Genomic DNA, 16,112 nt, shown 5'->3' with positions numbered 1-16,112 from the left:
TTTGTATACAAAATGCCGAAGGGGCTGCTTTGCAGCCCCAGCATTCAATCAGACTTCCAGGTAATCCAGGATACCTTCAGCAGCCGTGCGGCCTTCGAAAATGGCCGTTACCACCAGGTCCGAACCGCGCACCATGTCGCCGCCGGCGAAGATTTTCGGGTTGCTGGTCTGGTGCTTGAACTTGCCTTTTTCCGGTGCCACCACGCGGCCCTGGGTGTCCATCTGGATACCATGCTGCTCGAACCACGGCGCCGGGCTCGGGCGGAAACCGAAGGCGATCACCACGGCATCGGCCGGCAGGATCTCTTCAGAACCCGGGATCGGCTCAGGGCTGCGGCGGCCACGGGCGTCCGGCTCGCCGAGACGGGTCTCGACCACCTTCACACCTTCGACCTTGTCTTCACCGACAATGGCGATCGGCTGGCGGTTGTAGAGGAACTTCACGCCCTCTTCCTTGGCGTTCTTCACCTCTTTGCGCGAACCCGGCATGTTGGCCTCGTCACGACGATAAGCACAGGTCACCGACTTGGCGCCCTGGCGGATCGAAGTGCGGTTGCAGTCCATCGCGGTGTCACCACCGCCCAGCACCACGACCTTCTTGCCCTGCATGTCGACGAAGTCTTCCGGCGACTTCTCGAAGCCCAGGTTGCGGTTGACGTTGGCGATCAGGAAGTCCAGCGCGTCATGCACGCCCGGCAGGTCCTCGCCCGGGAAGCCGCCCTTCATGTAGGTGTAGGTACCCATGCCCATGAACACCGCGTCGTACTCGGCCAGCAGCTGCTCCATGGTGATGTCGGTGCCCACCTCGGTGTTCAGGCGGAACTCGATGCCCATGCCGGTGAAGACTTCGCGGCGGTTGCTCAGCACGGTCTTTTCCAGCTTGAATTCGGGGATACCGAAGGTCAGCAGGCCGCCGATTTCCGGGTTCTTGTCGAACACCACCGGGGTCACGCCGGCGCGCACCAGCACGTCGGCACAGCCCAGGCCCGCCGGGCCGGCACCGATGATGGCGACACGCTTGCCAGTCGGCTTGACCTTGGACATGTCTGGGCGCCAGCCCATGGCGAAAGCGGTGTCGGTGATGTACTTCTCCACCGAGCCGATGGTCACCGCACCAAAACCGTCGTTCAGGGTGCAGGCACCCTCGCACAGGCGGTCCTGCGGACAAACACGGCCGCACACTTCAGGCAGGGTGTTGGTTTGGTGCGACAGTTCTGCCGCTGCCAGGATGTTGCCCTCGGACACCAGCTTCAACCAGTTGGGGATGAAGTTGTGCACCGGGCACTTCCATTCACAATACGGGTTACCGCAGCCCAGGCAACGGTGCGCCTGCTCCACGGACTGCTGCGGCTTGAAGGGTTCGTAGATCTCGACGAACTCTTTCTTGCGCTGGCGCAGCAGCTTTTTCTTTGGGTCTTTACGCCCCACTTCGATGAACTGGAAGTCGTTGCTCAGACGTTCAGCCATTTTTCAAAACCTCTTTACCGCAGTCGCAAGCTACAAGCCGCAAGCTGCAAGTCGATCACTTGGGTCCGGCAAACCTCGCACTGCGTTTACTCGCAGCTTGAGGCTTGCCACTTGCAGCTGTTGTTACTGCGGGTTGGCACGGGTGCTGGACAGCAGTTGCTTGAGGTTGGCCGCCTTCGGCTTGACCAGCCAGAAGCGCCGCACGTAGTCGTCCAGGTTCTCGAAGAGCTCACGCCCCCACTCGCTGCCGGTCTCGTCCACGTATTCGCCAAGGACGCGCGCCAGGTGGCTGCGGTACGCCTCCATCGCTTCACCACTGATGCGCTGGATTTCCACCAGTTCATGGTTGAGCTTGTCGACGAAGCTGTTGTCCATGTCGAGCACGTAGGCGAAGCCGCCGGTCATGCCAGAGCCGAAGTTGTAACCGGTCTTGCCCAGGACGCAGACAAAGCCGCCGGTCATGTATTCACAGCAGTGATCGCCAGTGCCCTCGACAACAGCGTGGGCGCCAGAGTTACGCACAGCGAAGCGCTCGCCCGCGGTACCGGCGGCGAACAGCTTGCCGCCAGTGGCACCGTACAGGCAGGTGTTGCCGACGATGGCGCTGTGCTGGGTTTCGAACGGGCTGCCGGCAGGTGGCACGATGGTGACCTTGCCACCGGTCATGCCTTTGCCGACGTAGTCGTTGGCGTCGCCTTCCAGGTGCAGGTTCAGGCCACCGGCGTTCCACACGCCGAAGCTCTGGCCCGCAGTGCCCTTGAAGCGGAAGGTGATCGGCGCAGCGGCCATGCCCTGGTTGCCGTGCAAGCGGGCGATCTCACCCGAGATGCGCGCACCGATGGAGCGGTCGCAGTTGCAGATGTCGAGGCTGAACTCGCCACCGGACTGGTCGCGGATCGCCGGCATGGCCATTTCGACCATCTTCTCGGCAAGCTCGCCCTTATCGAACGGCGGGTTCTTGTCGACTTCGCAGAACTGCGGCTTGTCCGCCGGAATGTGCGAACTGCCCAGCAGCGGCGACAGGTCCAGGTACTGCTGGCGCTCGGTGTCGCCTGGCAGGATGTCGAGCAGGTCGGTACGGCCGATCAGCTCGCCCAGGCTGCGCACACCCAGTTTAGCCAGCCACTCGCGGGTCTCTTCGGCGACGAAGGTGAAGAAGTTGATCACCATGTCGACGGTGCCGATGTAGTGGTCCTTGCGCAGCTTGTCGTTCTGGGTGGCGACGCCGGTGGCGCAGTTGTTCAGGTGGCAAATACGCAGGTATTTGCAGCCCAGGGCGATCATCGGCGCGGTGCCGAAGCCGAAGCTCTCGGCGCCGAGGATGGCTGCCTTGATCACGTCGAGGCCGGTTTTCAGACCACCGTCGGTCTGCACCCGCACTTTGCCGCGCAGGTCGTTGCCGCGCAGGGTCTGGTGGGTTTCGGCAAGGCCGAGCTCCCACGGTGCGCCCGCGTATTTGATGGAGGTCAGTGGCGAAGCACCGGTACCGCCGTCGTAGCCCGAGATGGTAATCAGGTCGGCATAGGCCTTGGCCACGCCGGCGGCGATGGTACCCACGCCTGCTTCGGCAACCAGCTTGACCGAGACCAGCGCCTGCGGGTTGACCTGCTTGAGGTCGTAGATCAGCTGGGCCAGGTCTTCGATCGAGTAGATGTCGTGGTGCGGCGGTGGCGAGATCAGGGTCACGCCTGGTACCGCGTAGCGCAGCTTGGCGATCAGGCCGTTGACCTTGCCGCCTGGCAGCTGGCCGCCTTCACCCGGCTTGGCGCCCTGGGCTACCTTGATCTGCAGCACTTCGGCGTTGACCAGGTATTCCGGGGTCACGCCAAAGCGGCCGGTGGCCACCTGCTTGATCTTGGAGCTGCGCACGGTGCCGTAGCGCGACGGGTCTTCACCGCCCTCGCCCGAGTTGGAACGCGCGCCCAGGCGGTTCATGGCCTCGGCCAGCGCCTCGTGGGCTTCTGGCGACAAAGCGCCGAGCGAGATACCGGCGGAATCGAAGCGCTTGAGGATGGCCTCCAACGGTTCGATCTGCTCGATCGCCAGCGGCTGGTCGGCCACTTTGACCTTGAGCAGGTCGCGGATCATCGACACCGGGCGCTGGTCGACCAGCGAGGTGTATTCCTTGAACTTGGCGTAGTCGCCCTGCTGCACAGCCGCCTGCAGGGTGTTGACCACATCCGGGTTGTAGGCGTGGTATTCGCCACCGTGGACGAATTTGAGCAGGCCACCTTGCTGGATCGGCTTGCGCGCGCTCCAGGCTTCGGCGGCGAGCAGCTTCTGGTCGCTTTCCAGGTCTTCGAAACGCGCACCCTTGATGCGGCTCGACACGCCCTTGAAGCTCAGGCCGACTACTTCCTCGGCCAGACCGATGGCTTCGAACAGCTGCGCACCCCGGTACGAAGCGATGGTGGAGATGCCCATCTTCGACAGGATCTTCAGCAGGCCCTTGGAGATGCCTTTGCGGTAATACTTGAACACCTCGTCCAGATCGCCCAGCACTTCGCCGGTACGGATCAGGTCGGCCAGCACTTCGTACGCCAGGTACGGGTAGACGGCCGAGGCACCGAAGCCCAGCAGCACAGCGAAGTGGTGCGGGTCACGGGCGGTAGCGGTTTCGACCAGAATGTTGCTGTCGCACCGCAGGCCCTGCTCGGTCAGGCGGTGGTGTACGGCACCCACGGCGAGCGAAGCGTGCACCGGCAACTTGCCCGGGGCGATGTAACGGTCGCTCAGCACCAGCTGAGTCTTGCCACTGCGCACCGCTTCTTCGGCTTGGTCGGCGATGTTGCGGATGGCCGCTTCCAGGCCGACGCTTTGCTCGTAGTTGAGGTCGATCAGTTGGCGGTCGAAGCCTTCACGCTCCAGGTTCATCAGCGAGCGCCACTTGGCAGGCGAGATGACCGGCGAGCTGAGGATGACCCGCGAGGCGTGCTCCGGGGACTCCTGGAAAATGTTGCGCTCGGCGCCCAGGCAGATCTCCAGCGACATGACGATCGCTTCGCGCAGCGGGTCGATCGGCGGGTTGGTGACCTGCGCAAACTGCTGGCGGAAGAAGTCATACGGCGAACGCACGCGCTGCGACAGCACAGCCATCGGCGTGTCGTCACCCATCGAGCCGACCGCTTCCTGGCCCTGCTCACCCAGCGGGCGCAGCACCTGGTCACGCTCTTCGAAGGTGACCTGGAACATCTTCATGTATTGCTTGAGCTGGTCAGCATCGTAGCTGGCCGCGCCCTGGTCGTCGGTCAAGGTCGCCTGGATACGCGTGGCGTGCTGACGCAGCCAGCGCTTGTACGGATGGCGCGACTTCAGACGGTTGTCGATGGCGTCGGTGTCGAGGATCTGGCCGGTTTCGGTGTCCACGGCGAAGATCTGGCCCGGGCCGACACGGCCCTTGGCAATGACGTCTTCAGGCTTGTAGTCCCATACGCCGATTTCCGACGCAATGGTGATGTAGCCATTGGTGGTGGTCACCCAACGTGCCGGGCGCAGGCCGTTACGGTCGAGCAGGCACACCGCGTGGCGGCCTTCGGTCATGACGATACCGGCCGGGCCATCCCACGGCTCCATGTGCATGGAGTTGTATTCGTAGAAGGCGCGCAGGTCGGCGTCCATGGTCTCGACGTTCTGCCAGGCCGGCGGAACCAGCATGCGCACGCCGCGGAACAGGTCGATGCCGCCGGTGACCATCAGCTCGAGCATGTTGTCCATGCTCGACGAGTCGGAGCCCACGCGGTTGACCAGCGGGCCGAGTTCTTCGAGGTCAGGGATCTGGTCATTGGCGAACTTGGTGCGACGGGCCATGGCCCAGTTGCGGTTGCCAGTGATGGTGTTGATCTCGCCGTTGTGGGCGAGGAAGCGGAACGGCTGCGCCAGCGGCCATTTCGGCAGGGTGTTGGTGGAGAAGCGCTGGTGGAACACGCAGATCGCGGTCTGCAGGCGCTCGTCACCCAGGTCTGGATAAAACGCCGCGAGGTCGCGCGGCATCATCAGGCCTTTGTAGATGATGGTCTTGTGCGAGAAGCTGCAGATGTAGTGGTCGGTGTCGTGGGCGTTGGCCACGGACGAACGACGACGGGCACTGAACAGCTTGATGGCGAATTCCTGATCGCTCAGGCCTTCACCACCGATGAACACCTGCTCGATCTGCGGCAGGCGCTCCAGCGCCAGGCGACCCAGCACGCTGGTGTCGATCGGCACCTTGCGCCAGCCGACCAGCTTCAGGCCAGCGGCGAGGATCTCGCGGTCCATGTTGGCGCGGGCGGCTTCTGCTTTGACCGGGTCCTGGTTGAAGAACACCATGCCGACGGCGTACTGCTTGGGCAGCTCGACGGCAAATTGTTCCTGGGCCACGGCCCGCAGGAATTGATCGGGCTTCTGCATGAGCAGACCGCAACCGTCACCGGTTTTGCCGTCGGCGTTGATACCGCCGCGGTGGGTCATGCACGTCAGTGCCTGCATGGCGGTTTGCAGAAGGTGGTGACTTGGCTCGCCCGTCATATGGGCGATCAGGCCAAAACCACAGTTGTCCTTGAATTCTTCGGGATGGTACAGACCTGTTTTCATAGACACTTTCTCACCAGGTTCACCTCTCAACGGAGGCAAATCTCTTTTTTAACAACCACTTACCATCCACGCCGATCAAACGCCAGCTTTTTTGCGGTGGTCATGGAAAACCATTGTTGCACAGCGACAGCGATGCCCACAAATTTTCATGTCTCACCATTGAAAATTTATGTCGCAAATTTGAATGTTTTTGCGCCATGCGCCGTGATAGCGGCTTGGCTCGAGTCTGAAGCGTTTCAGCCATGACTGCAAGAGAGGCTTGTGGCCGGCAGCCTGGGACAGAAAAGCCTGCCGCGCTCGGGCGCAGCAGGCTAGTCGAAAGCTAGAATTCGCTCAGCAACTGGGCGGCGGGGTGGTGCCGCCCGGCAGGTATCAGCGGGCCGTGGCCAGCTCTTGTTGGACGCTGGCGACGGTACGTGGCCAAGGTTTACCAGCCTGGACCTTCGCTGGCAAGTTCTTGATTGCCGCGACCGCTGCATCACGGTTGGCGAAGCTGCCGTAAGTCACGACATACAGCGGCTTGCCCTGCAGGTTTTTCTTGAAGTAGCGATAGTCGCCACCCTGGGCTTTGACGAAGGCCTGGGCCGAGGCTTCGGAGCTGGTGCCGAGGATCTGCACCACGTAATTGCCCGGTTTCTGGCCTGCATACCAGCCACCACCGCTGCTGCCAGTAGCCGCAGGCTTCTCGACAGGCTTGGCAGCTGGCTTGGCTGTGGCGACCTGGGTTGGCGCAGGCGCAGGCTTAGCAGGTGCAACCGGTTTTGCAGGCTGGGTTGCGACGGGCTTTGGCGCAGGCGCAACCGGCTGAACCGGCGCACTGGCAGTCGGCTTCGACAGCGTCGGTGCCGGGCCGGCAGGCACGCCTTGCGGCGGTGCGATGGTGGTCACGGTCGGCGGGTTGCCAGGCTGCAGCGCGGTATTGCCGGCCGGGCTGCCCTCTTCGCCGTCCCCCATGCCAGCGGCCTGGGCCAATGGTTCGCGCATCACCGGCTGCGACTGCCCTACCAGCGGCAGTGGCATCGGCTGCGACGAGCCGGAGAATTCGATGGCCGGGTTGCCATTATTGGCCTGGGCGGCGCCCGGCTGGCCTTCACCTAATGGCAATTGAGCCTGGGCAGCCGGCACCTCGGCAGGTGCCTTGTCGCCTTTCTTGGGCATGAGAACCGCGGCAGCAACGGCGACCACAACCACAGCGGACAGCGCGAGCACATGTTTCTTAGGCATTTTCAACCCCATGGATGGTCGCTTGGCCGTCGAACGGCTGGCGATCATGGCTTCGATCAAAGTGTCACGGGCGACCTGGTTGATTGTGCCAGGCCAACCGTCGGAGTGTTCATGGATATCGACGATCTGTTCGCGGGTGAACACCTCGATGCCCCGGCCGGCGCCATCCAGACGCTGCTCCAGGTACTCGCGGGTCTCCTCTTCGCTGTAGGGGGCGAGCTCGATAACGTGGAAACGCTCTTCCTCGATACTCAGCTCATCCAGCCCGGCGATCAGCGACGGTTCGCCGAACAGGAACACGTGCGGGCGCCCTTCCGGAACACCCGCCGCCAGCTCCAGCAACGCTTGGAGTGCCGACTCGTCGAGTTGTTCCGCATCGTCCACCAGCAAATAGACTTCCTGCCCGGTCAGCGCCAGTTGCACCACCTTCGACAGTATGGCCTGGACCTCAGGCTGGGCGACCTCAAGCGACTGCGCGACCTGGGCGAGCACGCTGGCCGCATCGCTGGCGCCTCGGGCAGAAACCACGACGCTCTGCACCGATTGCTTGTTGGTACTGGCCACCAGGGCCTGGCGCAGCAAGGTCTTGCCGCTGCCCAGGGGGCCGGTGACCACCAGCATCAGCTGGCTGTAACGGGCCAGGTGATGCAGCTGGCCCAGCACAGGCTTGCGCTGTGCCGGGAAGAATTTGAAGCCGGGCACGCGGGGCGCGAACGGATCGTGGCTCAACTGGTAATGGTCGAGAAAGGCCTCATCGGCATGCAAACTGGTCATTGCGCTGTCACAACCTCAAAGCTGGGCCACGATCGCGCGGTAATCCGCCGACAGCGTGGCCTGAAGAATCTCTTTCGGATAGTCGTCGGTGATCACGGCCTCGCCCATCTGGCGCAACAGCACCAGACGCAGACGCCCGTCGAGCACCTTCTTGTCGACCGCCATGTGCTCCATGAAATGCGCCGGGGTCATTTCCTGTGGTGGCACCACCGGCAAACCTGCATCCTGCAACAGGCGGATTCCGCGATCGCGCTCGGCCTGGTCGATCCAGCCGAGCCGCATGGACATTTCCAGGGCCATCACTGTGCCCGCCGACACGGCTTCGCCGTGCAGCCAGACGCCATAGCCCATATGGGTTTCGATGGCATGGCCGAAGGTATGCCCAAGGTTCAGGGTCGCCCGCACGCCGGATTCGCGCTCATCGGCACCGACCACCGCAGCCTTGGCTGCGCAGGAACGGCGGATGGCTTCGGTCAGGGCCGTGGAGTCCAAGGCACGCAGGGCCTTCATATTGTCTTCGAGCCAACCAAGGAACGGCTTGTCGCAGATCAGGCCGTACTTGATCACTTCAGCCAAGCCTGCGGACAGCTCACGCGCCGGCAGGGTCTTGAGGCTGGTGGTGTCGATCAGCACCGCGTTGGGCTGATAAAAGGCACCGACCATGTTCTTGCCAAGCGGGTGGTTGATGCCGGTCTTGCCGCCGACCGAGGAGTCGACCTGGGATAACAGGGTGGTCGGCACCTGGATGAAATCGACGCCGCGCTGGTAGCAGGCAGCGGCAAAGCCGGCCATGTCGCCGATCACGCCGCCGCCAAGGGCCACCACGGTGGTGCGACGGTCGTGCCGGGCAGTGAGCAGGCCATCGAAGATCAATTGCAGCGTTTCCCAGTTCTTGTGGGCTTCGCCGTCAGGCAACACCACGGGCAGCACCGAATAGGCACCCAGGGTCTTGGCCAGGCGTTCGAGGTACAGAGGCGCGACGGTTTCGTTGGAAACGATGGCGACCTGCCGCCCGGCAATGTGCGGCGCCAGCAACTCGGGCTGGTCCAGCAGGCCTTCGCCAATGTAGATCGGGTAGCTACGCTCGCCCAGGTCGACCTTTAGTGTCTGCATGTATCCCCACAATGTACTTGGGCGCGGCGCCGCTTGGGCGACGCACGCGGTAAGTTGAACCTCGCCTCGGCGCTGGTGGCCGAGAATAGTCCCGGCTTATCGGGGCGGCAACTGCTGCAAGCGTTCGAGAATATCGATCACCACCATGCGCGGTGGCCGCTCGTCGGTTTCAACGACCAGGTCGGCGATCTCGCGGTAGAGCGGATCACGCGCTTCGAGCAGGGCGCGAAGGGTCGCCTCCGGGTTGGCGGTACGCAACAGGGGGCGATTGCGATCACGTGCGGTGCGACCGACCTGCTGCTCCACTGAAGCATGCAAGTAGATCACCCGGCCGCCCTGGCGCAACGCCTGACGGTTGGCATCGCGCATTACCGCGCCGCCGCCGGTGGCCAGGACCACGCCGTCGAGCCCGCAGAGCTCGGCGATCATCGCCTGTTCACGGTCACGGAAGCCCGGCTCGCCTTCCTTGTCGAAGATCCACGGGATGTTGGCGCCGCATCGCAGTTCGATTTCCTTGTCGGAATCTTTGAACAGCAGGCGCAGCTCTTTGGCCAATAGGCGTCCAATGGTGCTTTTACCAGCGCCCATTGGCCCCACAAGTATCAAATTTCGCACAGAATCAACGACTCACAGCAATCGCCTGGTCACTCATGATACGCGGAGTCAGGAAGACCAGCAGCTCGGATTTTTTCTCTTGTAATACATCGCGTCGAAACAGCCGCCCAACATACGGCAGATCGCCGAAAAATGGCACCTTGTCGACCACATTGTTTTGCGTGGTCGAGTAGACGCCACCGATCACGATCGTCTCGCCGTCCGCCACGCGAACCTTGGCATTGACCTCGTTCTTGCGGATCGGCGGCACGTTGTTCAAGGCATTGACGTAATCAGGCTCGTCCTTGGTCACCCTGACCGTCATGATGACCTTGTTGTCCGGGGTAATCTGCGGGGTGACTTCAAGCGACAGGGACGCTTCGCGAAACGACACGGACGTGGCGCCGCTCTTGCTGGTTTCCTGGTAAGGCACCTCGGTACCTTTGAGGATCCTGGCCGTTTCCTTGTCGGCCGTGACCACCTTGGGCTGCGAGATGATTTCGCCATTGCCGCTCTTTTCCATGGCGCTGAGCTCAAGGTCCAGCAGGATGCCGCCACGCAGCAGGCCCAGGCCGACACTGGAGCCGGTACGCTCCACCCCAAGGTCGACGAACAGCTCCTTGCCTGGCCTTACGTTCTCACCGTACAAGGGCCCACCCCAACGCACCCCAAGGCTCTTTTCGTAATCGACATTGGCCTCGACGATGCGTGCCTCGATCGCCACCTGACGCACCGGCACATCCAGCTGCGCCACCAGGTGGCGCAGCTCGGCAAGGCGGTCAGCGGGCTGGTAGGCCACCAGGGTATTGGTGCGCGCATCCACGCTCAAACTGCCTCGCCCAGTGAGGATGCCGTCGTCTGCCAGGGTTGCCAGCAACAGCTCTGCGAGCTCGGACGCTACGGCATGGTGGATCGGCATCAGTTCACGCTGCAGCGGTTGCAATTGCGCATCCAGCGCCTGGCCTAGTCGGGCGTCGAGCGATTGCCCGGCAAGCTCCGCCGCCGGCGCCACCAGCAGCACATTGCCCTCTTCACGCCGGGCCAGGCCCTTGCTGCGCAGCACCAAATCCAGCGCCTGCTCCCAGGGCACATCCTGAAGCCGCAAGGTGATATTGCCCTGCACCGAATCGCTGGCAACCAGGTTCACGCCGGCATGGTCTGCCAGCACCTGCAATACGGCGCGCACCTGCACATCCTGAAAGTTCAGCGACAGTGGCTCACCCCGAGTGGGCGCTGCCGTCGCCAGCGGGATCGACAAGACGAACGCCGCCGCCCCCATCCATAGCCTTTTCATCCTTGTCCATGACCTTCTTGTCCAGGGGTTTTCGGAGGGTGAGTACGGCTGTGCGCTCATGCCACTCACGCGCCACGAACCACCGCTCGCGCACGTCGACCCGCTGCTCGTCGATGTGCACCACAACACCCTCATCGCGCCCGAGCCGGTCGCCCAGGCGCACGCGATACAACTGGCCTGCAGACAACAACAGCGCTTCATGCGCGCCGCGTTGCGCTAGGCTCCCGACCATTTCCAGCTGCGCCAAGGGCACACGGCCCAATTCGCCAGGTGCCACTTTCGCCGGGGCTGCGGAGAACGGATCGACCAACGGCGGCACGGCCACTGCCCGAGCGGGCAAATGCGCCAATGACTCAACGGCCGGCGCCGCTGCATCGGCATGATGCGCGTGAACCCTTAGACGCAAGCGCAACAACCCCGGCCGCCCATCGACTTCATTTATGCTCAAGTCACCGACACGCAGCAGCCGCAGCTGGCCAAGCCATTCGTCCAACCACAGGCGCAGTGCTGCATACCGGCCCACCACCTGAACATCGAGGGGAATGGTTCGGTAGTGCGCCTGCTCCACCGCCTCATGCACATCGAGCCGCTCGAACAGCAGGCCAAATTCATGCCCTGAGGCGGCAAGCGAATCGAGTAGGTCACTCATGCCCTCGCCTGCGGCCAGACGCCACCGGGCAACGTGCAGCGCCTGCTGTGCGGCGGCCAGCGCAGCGCGCATGCGTGCCAGCTCCCGCACCTGCGCTGCCTTGGCCGAATGCTCCTCGCTCAACCGCTCATGCTGCGCATTCACTTGCCCATGGGCGTGCCGCAACTCCGGCAGGCGTAGCCCACACCCCAGCGCCAATACCAACACTCCCAGACCGACCGAAGCGCCCCACCTGAAGCGAGCGGAACGTTCGGCCATGCCCTGCCAGCTCACCCACCAGGCTGCATTCACGACCAAAACGCCGACACACGCGCTGTCAGGACAAACTCATCGCCCGAAGGCAGGTGCTTCACATGCTTGAGCTCCAGGCCTTGCAGCACCGCGGACCGCTCGAGGTCGCGCATGAACTGAGCGACCACAGCACCGGACGCGGCCTGGCCGGTCACCTGCAAACGGCCGCCCGCCAACGTGAGCTCAGTGAGCTGCAGACCAGCAGGCAACGCGGCCTCCAGGTCGCTAAGCAACGCGGGGAATACACCTTGATCGGCACGCAGGCTGGCCAACACCGCAGCGTGTGCCTGGGCAGCATCGTGGGCGGCACGCACTTCAGCGTGCTGCTCCAATTGCTCATCCAGCAGCGCAATGGCGGATTGACGGCTAACAGTGCTCAACCCTTGCTGCTGCGCACGTTGGCGTGCCAGTTGATCGATCAGCATCACGGCGCACAGGGCCAGCGCCGCACTGCCAAGCAACATCCACTGAAAGCGCCGAAGCATCGACCGGCGCTGCCGCTCGCGCCAGGGCAAAAGGTTCAGACGCATCATGGCTGCATGCCTCCGAGCGCCAAGGCGCATGCCAAGAGCATCTCGCCCCCACCAGGCTCCAACCCCACAATAGAAGGCAGGGGCCGACAGGGCAGCTTCACCTCTGCACTCAGGTTATCCAGCCACGCTTGCTCGATCGGTGAACTGCCGGCGACCAGCACGCATTCCAGTTGACTGTCGTCGCCCAAAAGCGCCGGCCATTGGCCAAGTGCTTGGCCGAGGTGCACTTCACGGCGCTGCGCGGGCATGCCCTGCCGCCAACAATGCAGCGTCGCGCCTTGCGCTTCGATGCGCAGCAATGCCGAACCCGCGAGCGCGCCCTGCGGCAGCATCCGCTGCAACGCGATACTGTCGACCTCCATCGCCTCGGCCTGCAGCCCGGCAGCATCAAGCAGGGCTTCAACGGGCTCCAGCGCACGCTGGCGACAGGCAGCCACCATGACCTCCTGGCAATCGGCCTGGGCCTCGGAGGCCCCGAGCAACTGAAAGTCCAGCGCCAGATCATCAAGCGGAAATGGAAACAGGCGATCCGCATCAGCCAGCAACTGGGCCTCGATATCGGCTTCACTCAGGCCCGCTGGCAGTTGGCACACCTTGCAGATCACCTGATTTGCCGGCAGCGCCACCGCAACGCGCCGCTGCCGACTGCCGCTGCGCCTGCAGGCACGGCGCAACGCAGCCACTAGCCGGGCAGGGTCGGTCGCCCAATCAGCCCCACTGTACGGTTCATACGGCTCGTGCGCCCAGGCCGCGACCTGGCAACGCCCCTTGCGTCGCTGCAGCTGCACAATCCGAACGGAGTCGGGGGCAATTTCCACCCCCAAGAGTGAACCGGCATCCATGCCGAAACGTCCAAGCATCGCTGTTCCTTTGCTGTATGCCGCAAACCCGCGTCAGCGCTAGGCCCCAGCGGCCAAACGGTTCGACGGGCCACCTGGCCGGTCACCCGGCAAGGCGAAAAAATGCTTATAATGCCCAGCGTTTTTGGTCCGCCGGACCCGTACGCAATTCACTTATCAACCTGGACGCCCAAAAGCCTTGATACGTCTGCTGAAGTTCTTCTGGTGGTCTTCCGTCGCAGTCATTAGCGCGCTCGTACTCGGTGTGAGCGGTGCGTTTCTGTATCTTAGCCCTAGCCTGCCCTCGGTCGAGTCCCTCAGAAGCATCCAGTTGCAGATCCCCCTCAGGGTGTACAGCAGCGACGGCAAGCTGATTGCCGAGTTCGGCGAAATGCGCCGCTCGCCGATCCGTTTCGCGGAAATCCCCCCACAATTTATCCAGGCGCTTCTGTCAGCCGAGGACGACAATTTCCTCAACCACTACGGCGTTGACCCCAGCAGCCTGATGCGCGCCGCGACTCAGCTGGTAAAAACCGGCCATATCCAGACGGGCGGCAGCACCATCACCATGCAGGTGGCGAAGAACTTCTTCCTCACCAGCGAGCGCAGCTTTTCGCGCAAGACCAACGAGATTTTGCTGGCCCTGCAGATCGAGCGTGAGCTGACCAAGGACGAAATCCTTGAGCTGTACGTGAACAAGATCTACCTGGGCAACCGGGCGTACGGCATCGATGCCGCCGCACAGGTCTATTACGGCAAGTCGATCCGCGACGTGAGCCTGGCGCAAATGGCGATGATCGCCGGCCTGCCCAAGGCACCTTCGCGCTTCAACCCCCTGGCCAACCCGGTGCGCGCCAAAGAGCGTCGCGACTGGATTCTTGGCCGCATGTACAAGCTCGGCAAGATTGACCAGGCCAGCTACCAGGCCGCCCTGGCCGAGCCGCTCAACGCCAGCTACCACGTGCCGACACCTGAGGTGAATGCCCCGTACGTCGCCGAGATGGCCCGCGCCGAGATGGTCGGCCGTTATGGCAGCGATGCCTACACCGAGGGCTTCCGCGTTACCACCACCGTGCCGAGCGACATGCAGGAGATGGCCAACAAAGCCATTCTCACGGGCCTTTCCGATTACGATGAACGCCACGGTTACCGCGGCCCCGAGGCACGCTTCCCAGGCAAGACCCACGCGGCCTGGCTGCTGGAACTGAGCAAGCAGCGCACCCTGGGCGGCCTTGAGCCGGCCATCGTCACTCAGGTCGACAAGACCGACCTCAAGGTGCTGACCCGCAGCGGCCAGGAAGAAACCGTCGCCTGGGACACCATGAAGTGGGCGCGCCCGTTCCTCAATAGCAATTCCCAGGGCCGCGCACCGCAAAGCCCCGCCGATGTTGCCCAGGTAGGTGACCTGGTGCGCCTGCAGCGCCTGGACGACGGCAAGCTCAAGTTCAGCCAGGTGCCGGGCGCACAAAGCGCGCTGGTCACCCTCGACCCATACAACGGCGCCATTCGTGCTCTGGTAGGCGGCTTCTCGTTCGAGCAAAGCAACTACAACCGTGCCATGCAGGCCAAGCGCCAACCTGGCTCGAGCTTCAAGCCCTTCATCTATAGCGCGGCGCTCGACAGCGGCTACACCGCGGCCAGCCTGGTCAACGATGCACCGATCGTGTTCGTCGACGAGTACCTGGACAAGGTCTGGCGGCCGAAGAACGACACCAACACCTTCCTCGGCCCGATCCGCATGCGCGAGGCGCTGTACAAGTCGCGCAACCTGGTATCGATCCGCCTGCTGCAGGCCATGGGCGTCGACCGCACCATCGACTACATCGCCAAGTTCGGCTTCAACAAGCAGGACTTGCCGCGCAACCTGTCGCTGGCACTGGGCACCGCAACCCTCACGCCGATGGAAATCGCCACGGGCTGGAGCACCTTTGCCAACGGCGGTTACAAGATCACCCCGTACCTGATCGACCGCATCGAGAGCCGCAGCGGCGAGACCCTGTTCACCGCCAACCCGCCCCGCGTGCCGCAAGGCGCCCAGGACCAGGCAGGCCTTGCCGCGCCAGAGCAGCCGATCAGCACCGCAGCCATGCCGGGCGAGGCGCCGGCCGCCTTTGGCCAAGTCACGCCAGCACCGCAAACGCCGGCAGTGGCGGAACAGATCATCGACGGCCGCACCACGTACATCCTCACCAGCATGCTGCAGGATGTAATCAAACGGGGCACTGGCCGCCGTGCGCTGGCCCTGGGCCGCACCGACCTGGCCGGCAAGACCGGTACCACCAACGAGTCCAAGGATGCCTGGTTCTCCGGCTACAACGCCGATTACGTGACCACGGTATGGGTCGGCTTCGACCAACCCGAGACCTTGGGCCGCCGCGAATACGGTGGCACTGCGGCGCTGCCGATCTGGATGAGTTTCATGGGTGCTGCGCTGAAGGACAAACCCAACCACGTACCGGCTGAGCCGGAAGGCATCCTCAGCCTGCGTGTCGACCCGGTCAGCGGCCGTGCGGCCTCGCCGGGCACGCCGAACGCCTACTTCGAGTTGTTCAAGGCCGAAGATTCGCCACCGTCAGGGGATGAACTGGGCAACGGCGCGGCACCGGGAAGCCCGCTGCCAGCAGACGAAGCAGCGCCGATGGACCTGTTCTGATCGGAGATAGGGATCTCATCCGAGATTGACGTACGCCGTATCAGTGCTTATATTTGGCACTTCGAAGCGACTGACCGGATGAGATTGAGCGCTTCCCAGCGGCCTAGGCCGT

Annotated in this window: 10 protein-coding genes; 1 reads left to right on the top strand and 9 read right to left on the bottom strand. The window is 63.3% G+C overall.

Going from position 1 to position 16,112, the window contains the following annotated elements:
* Positions 1-48 precede the first annotated feature (48 nt).
* The 9 genes from QOS90_RS02340 to pilM form a co-directional block, all read right to left on the bottom strand.
* Positions 49-1,467, bottom strand: coding sequence for a glutamate synthase small subunit GltD family protein (locus tag QOS90_RS02340; protein WP_027592361.1), 1,419 nt, complete (start codon positions 1,465-1,467; stop codon positions 49-51).
* 123 nt (positions 1,468-1,590) lie between these two features.
* On the bottom strand, positions 1,591-6,036 hold the full coding sequence (gene gltB, locus QOS90_RS02335; protein WP_027592360.1) for a glutamate synthase large subunit: 4,446 nt from the start codon (positions 6,034-6,036) through the stop codon (positions 1,591-1,593).
* Between the two features lie 372 nt (positions 6,037-6,408).
* A complete protein-coding gene (locus QOS90_RS02330) occupies positions 6,409-8,034 on the bottom strand; it encodes an SPOR domain-containing protein (RefSeq protein WP_027592359.1) in 1,626 nt (541 codons plus the stop codon).
* 15 nt (positions 8,035-8,049) lie between these two features.
* On the bottom strand, positions 8,050-9,147 hold the full coding sequence (aroB, locus tag QOS90_RS02325) for a 3-dehydroquinate synthase (protein WP_027592358.1): 1,098 nt from the start codon (positions 9,145-9,147) through the stop codon (positions 8,050-8,052).
* A 96-nt stretch (positions 9,148-9,243) separates the two neighbouring features.
* The gene (gene aroK / locus QOS90_RS02320) at positions 9,244-9,762 is read right to left on the bottom strand and encodes a shikimate kinase AroK (protein WP_027592357.1); all 519 of its coding nucleotides are present in this window, start codon (positions 9,760-9,762) and stop codon (positions 9,244-9,246) included.
* A 4-nt stretch (positions 9,763-9,766) separates the two neighbouring features.
* Positions 9,767-11,035 (bottom strand): type IV pilus secretin PilQ, encoded by a 1,269-nt coding sequence (locus tag QOS90_RS02315; protein WP_085272249.1) that lies wholly within the window; start codon positions 11,033-11,035, stop codon positions 9,767-9,769.
* Positions 10,959-11,942: a pilus assembly protein PilP gene (locus QOS90_RS02310; RefSeq protein WP_085272374.1), complete on the bottom strand. Its 984-nt coding sequence runs from the start codon at positions 11,940-11,942 to the stop codon at positions 10,959-10,961. The genes QOS90_RS02315 and QOS90_RS02310 overlap by 77 nt, the downstream gene beginning before the upstream one ends.
* A gap of 29 nt (positions 11,943-11,971) precedes the next feature.
* Positions 11,972-12,508, bottom strand: coding sequence for a PilN domain-containing protein (locus tag QOS90_RS02305; protein WP_027592354.1), 537 nt, complete (start codon positions 12,506-12,508; stop codon positions 11,972-11,974).
* On the bottom strand, positions 12,505-13,368 hold the full coding sequence (gene pilM / locus QOS90_RS02300) for a type IV pilus biogenesis protein PilM (RefSeq protein ID WP_027592353.1): 864 nt from the start codon (positions 13,366-13,368) through the stop codon (positions 12,505-12,507). Before pilM ends, QOS90_RS02305 begins: the two co-directional genes overlap by 4 nt.
* A 181-nt stretch (positions 13,369-13,549) precedes the next feature.
* On the opposite strand from pilM, the gene QOS90_RS02295 reads away from it, so the two are divergent.
* Positions 13,550-16,000 (top strand): penicillin-binding protein 1A, encoded by a 2,451-nt coding sequence (locus QOS90_RS02295; protein WP_371918104.1) that lies wholly within the window; start codon positions 13,550-13,552, stop codon positions 15,998-16,000.
* Positions 16,001-16,112 lie beyond the last annotated feature (112 nt).

This window comes from Pseudomonas sp. LAIL14HWK12:I10 (genome assembly GCF_900184205.1).
GTDB classification, from domain to species: Bacteria; Pseudomonadota; Gammaproteobacteria; order Pseudomonadales; family Pseudomonadaceae; genus Aquipseudomonas; species Aquipseudomonas kermanshahensis.
This window is presented reverse-complemented; position numbering and strand designations above follow the sequence as displayed.

Excerpts from the sequence above, each read along its gene's own strand:
- QOS90_RS02340 (WP_027592361.1), bottom strand. The coding sequence starts at position 1,467 with ATGGCTGAACGTCTGAGCAACGACTTCCAGTTCATCGAAGTGGGGCGT.
- gltB (WP_027592360.1), bottom strand. The coding sequence starts at position 6,036 with ATGAAAACAGGTCTGTACCATCCCGAAGAATTCAAGGACAACTGTGGT.
- QOS90_RS02330 (WP_027592359.1), bottom strand. The coding sequence starts at position 8,034 with ATGACCAGTTTGCATGCCGATGAGGCCTTTCTCGACCATTACCAGTTG.
- aroB (WP_027592358.1), bottom strand. The coding sequence starts at position 9,147 with ATGCAGACACTAAAGGTCGACCTGGGCGAGCGTAGCTACCCGATCTAC.
- QOS90_RS02315 (WP_085272249.1), bottom strand. The coding sequence starts at position 11,035 with ATGAAAAGGCTATGGATGGGGGCGGCGGCGTTCGTCTTGTCGATCCCG.
- QOS90_RS02310 (WP_085272374.1), bottom strand. The coding sequence starts at position 11,942 with ATGGCCGAACGTTCCGCTCGCTTCAGGTGGGGCGCTTCGGTCGGTCTG.
- QOS90_RS02305 (WP_027592354.1), bottom strand. The coding sequence starts at position 12,508 with ATGATGCGTCTGAACCTTTTGCCCTGGCGCGAGCGGCAGCGCCGGTCG.
- pilM (WP_027592353.1), bottom strand. The coding sequence starts at position 13,368 with ATGCTTGGACGTTTCGGCATGGATGCCGGTTCACTCTTGGGGGTGGAA.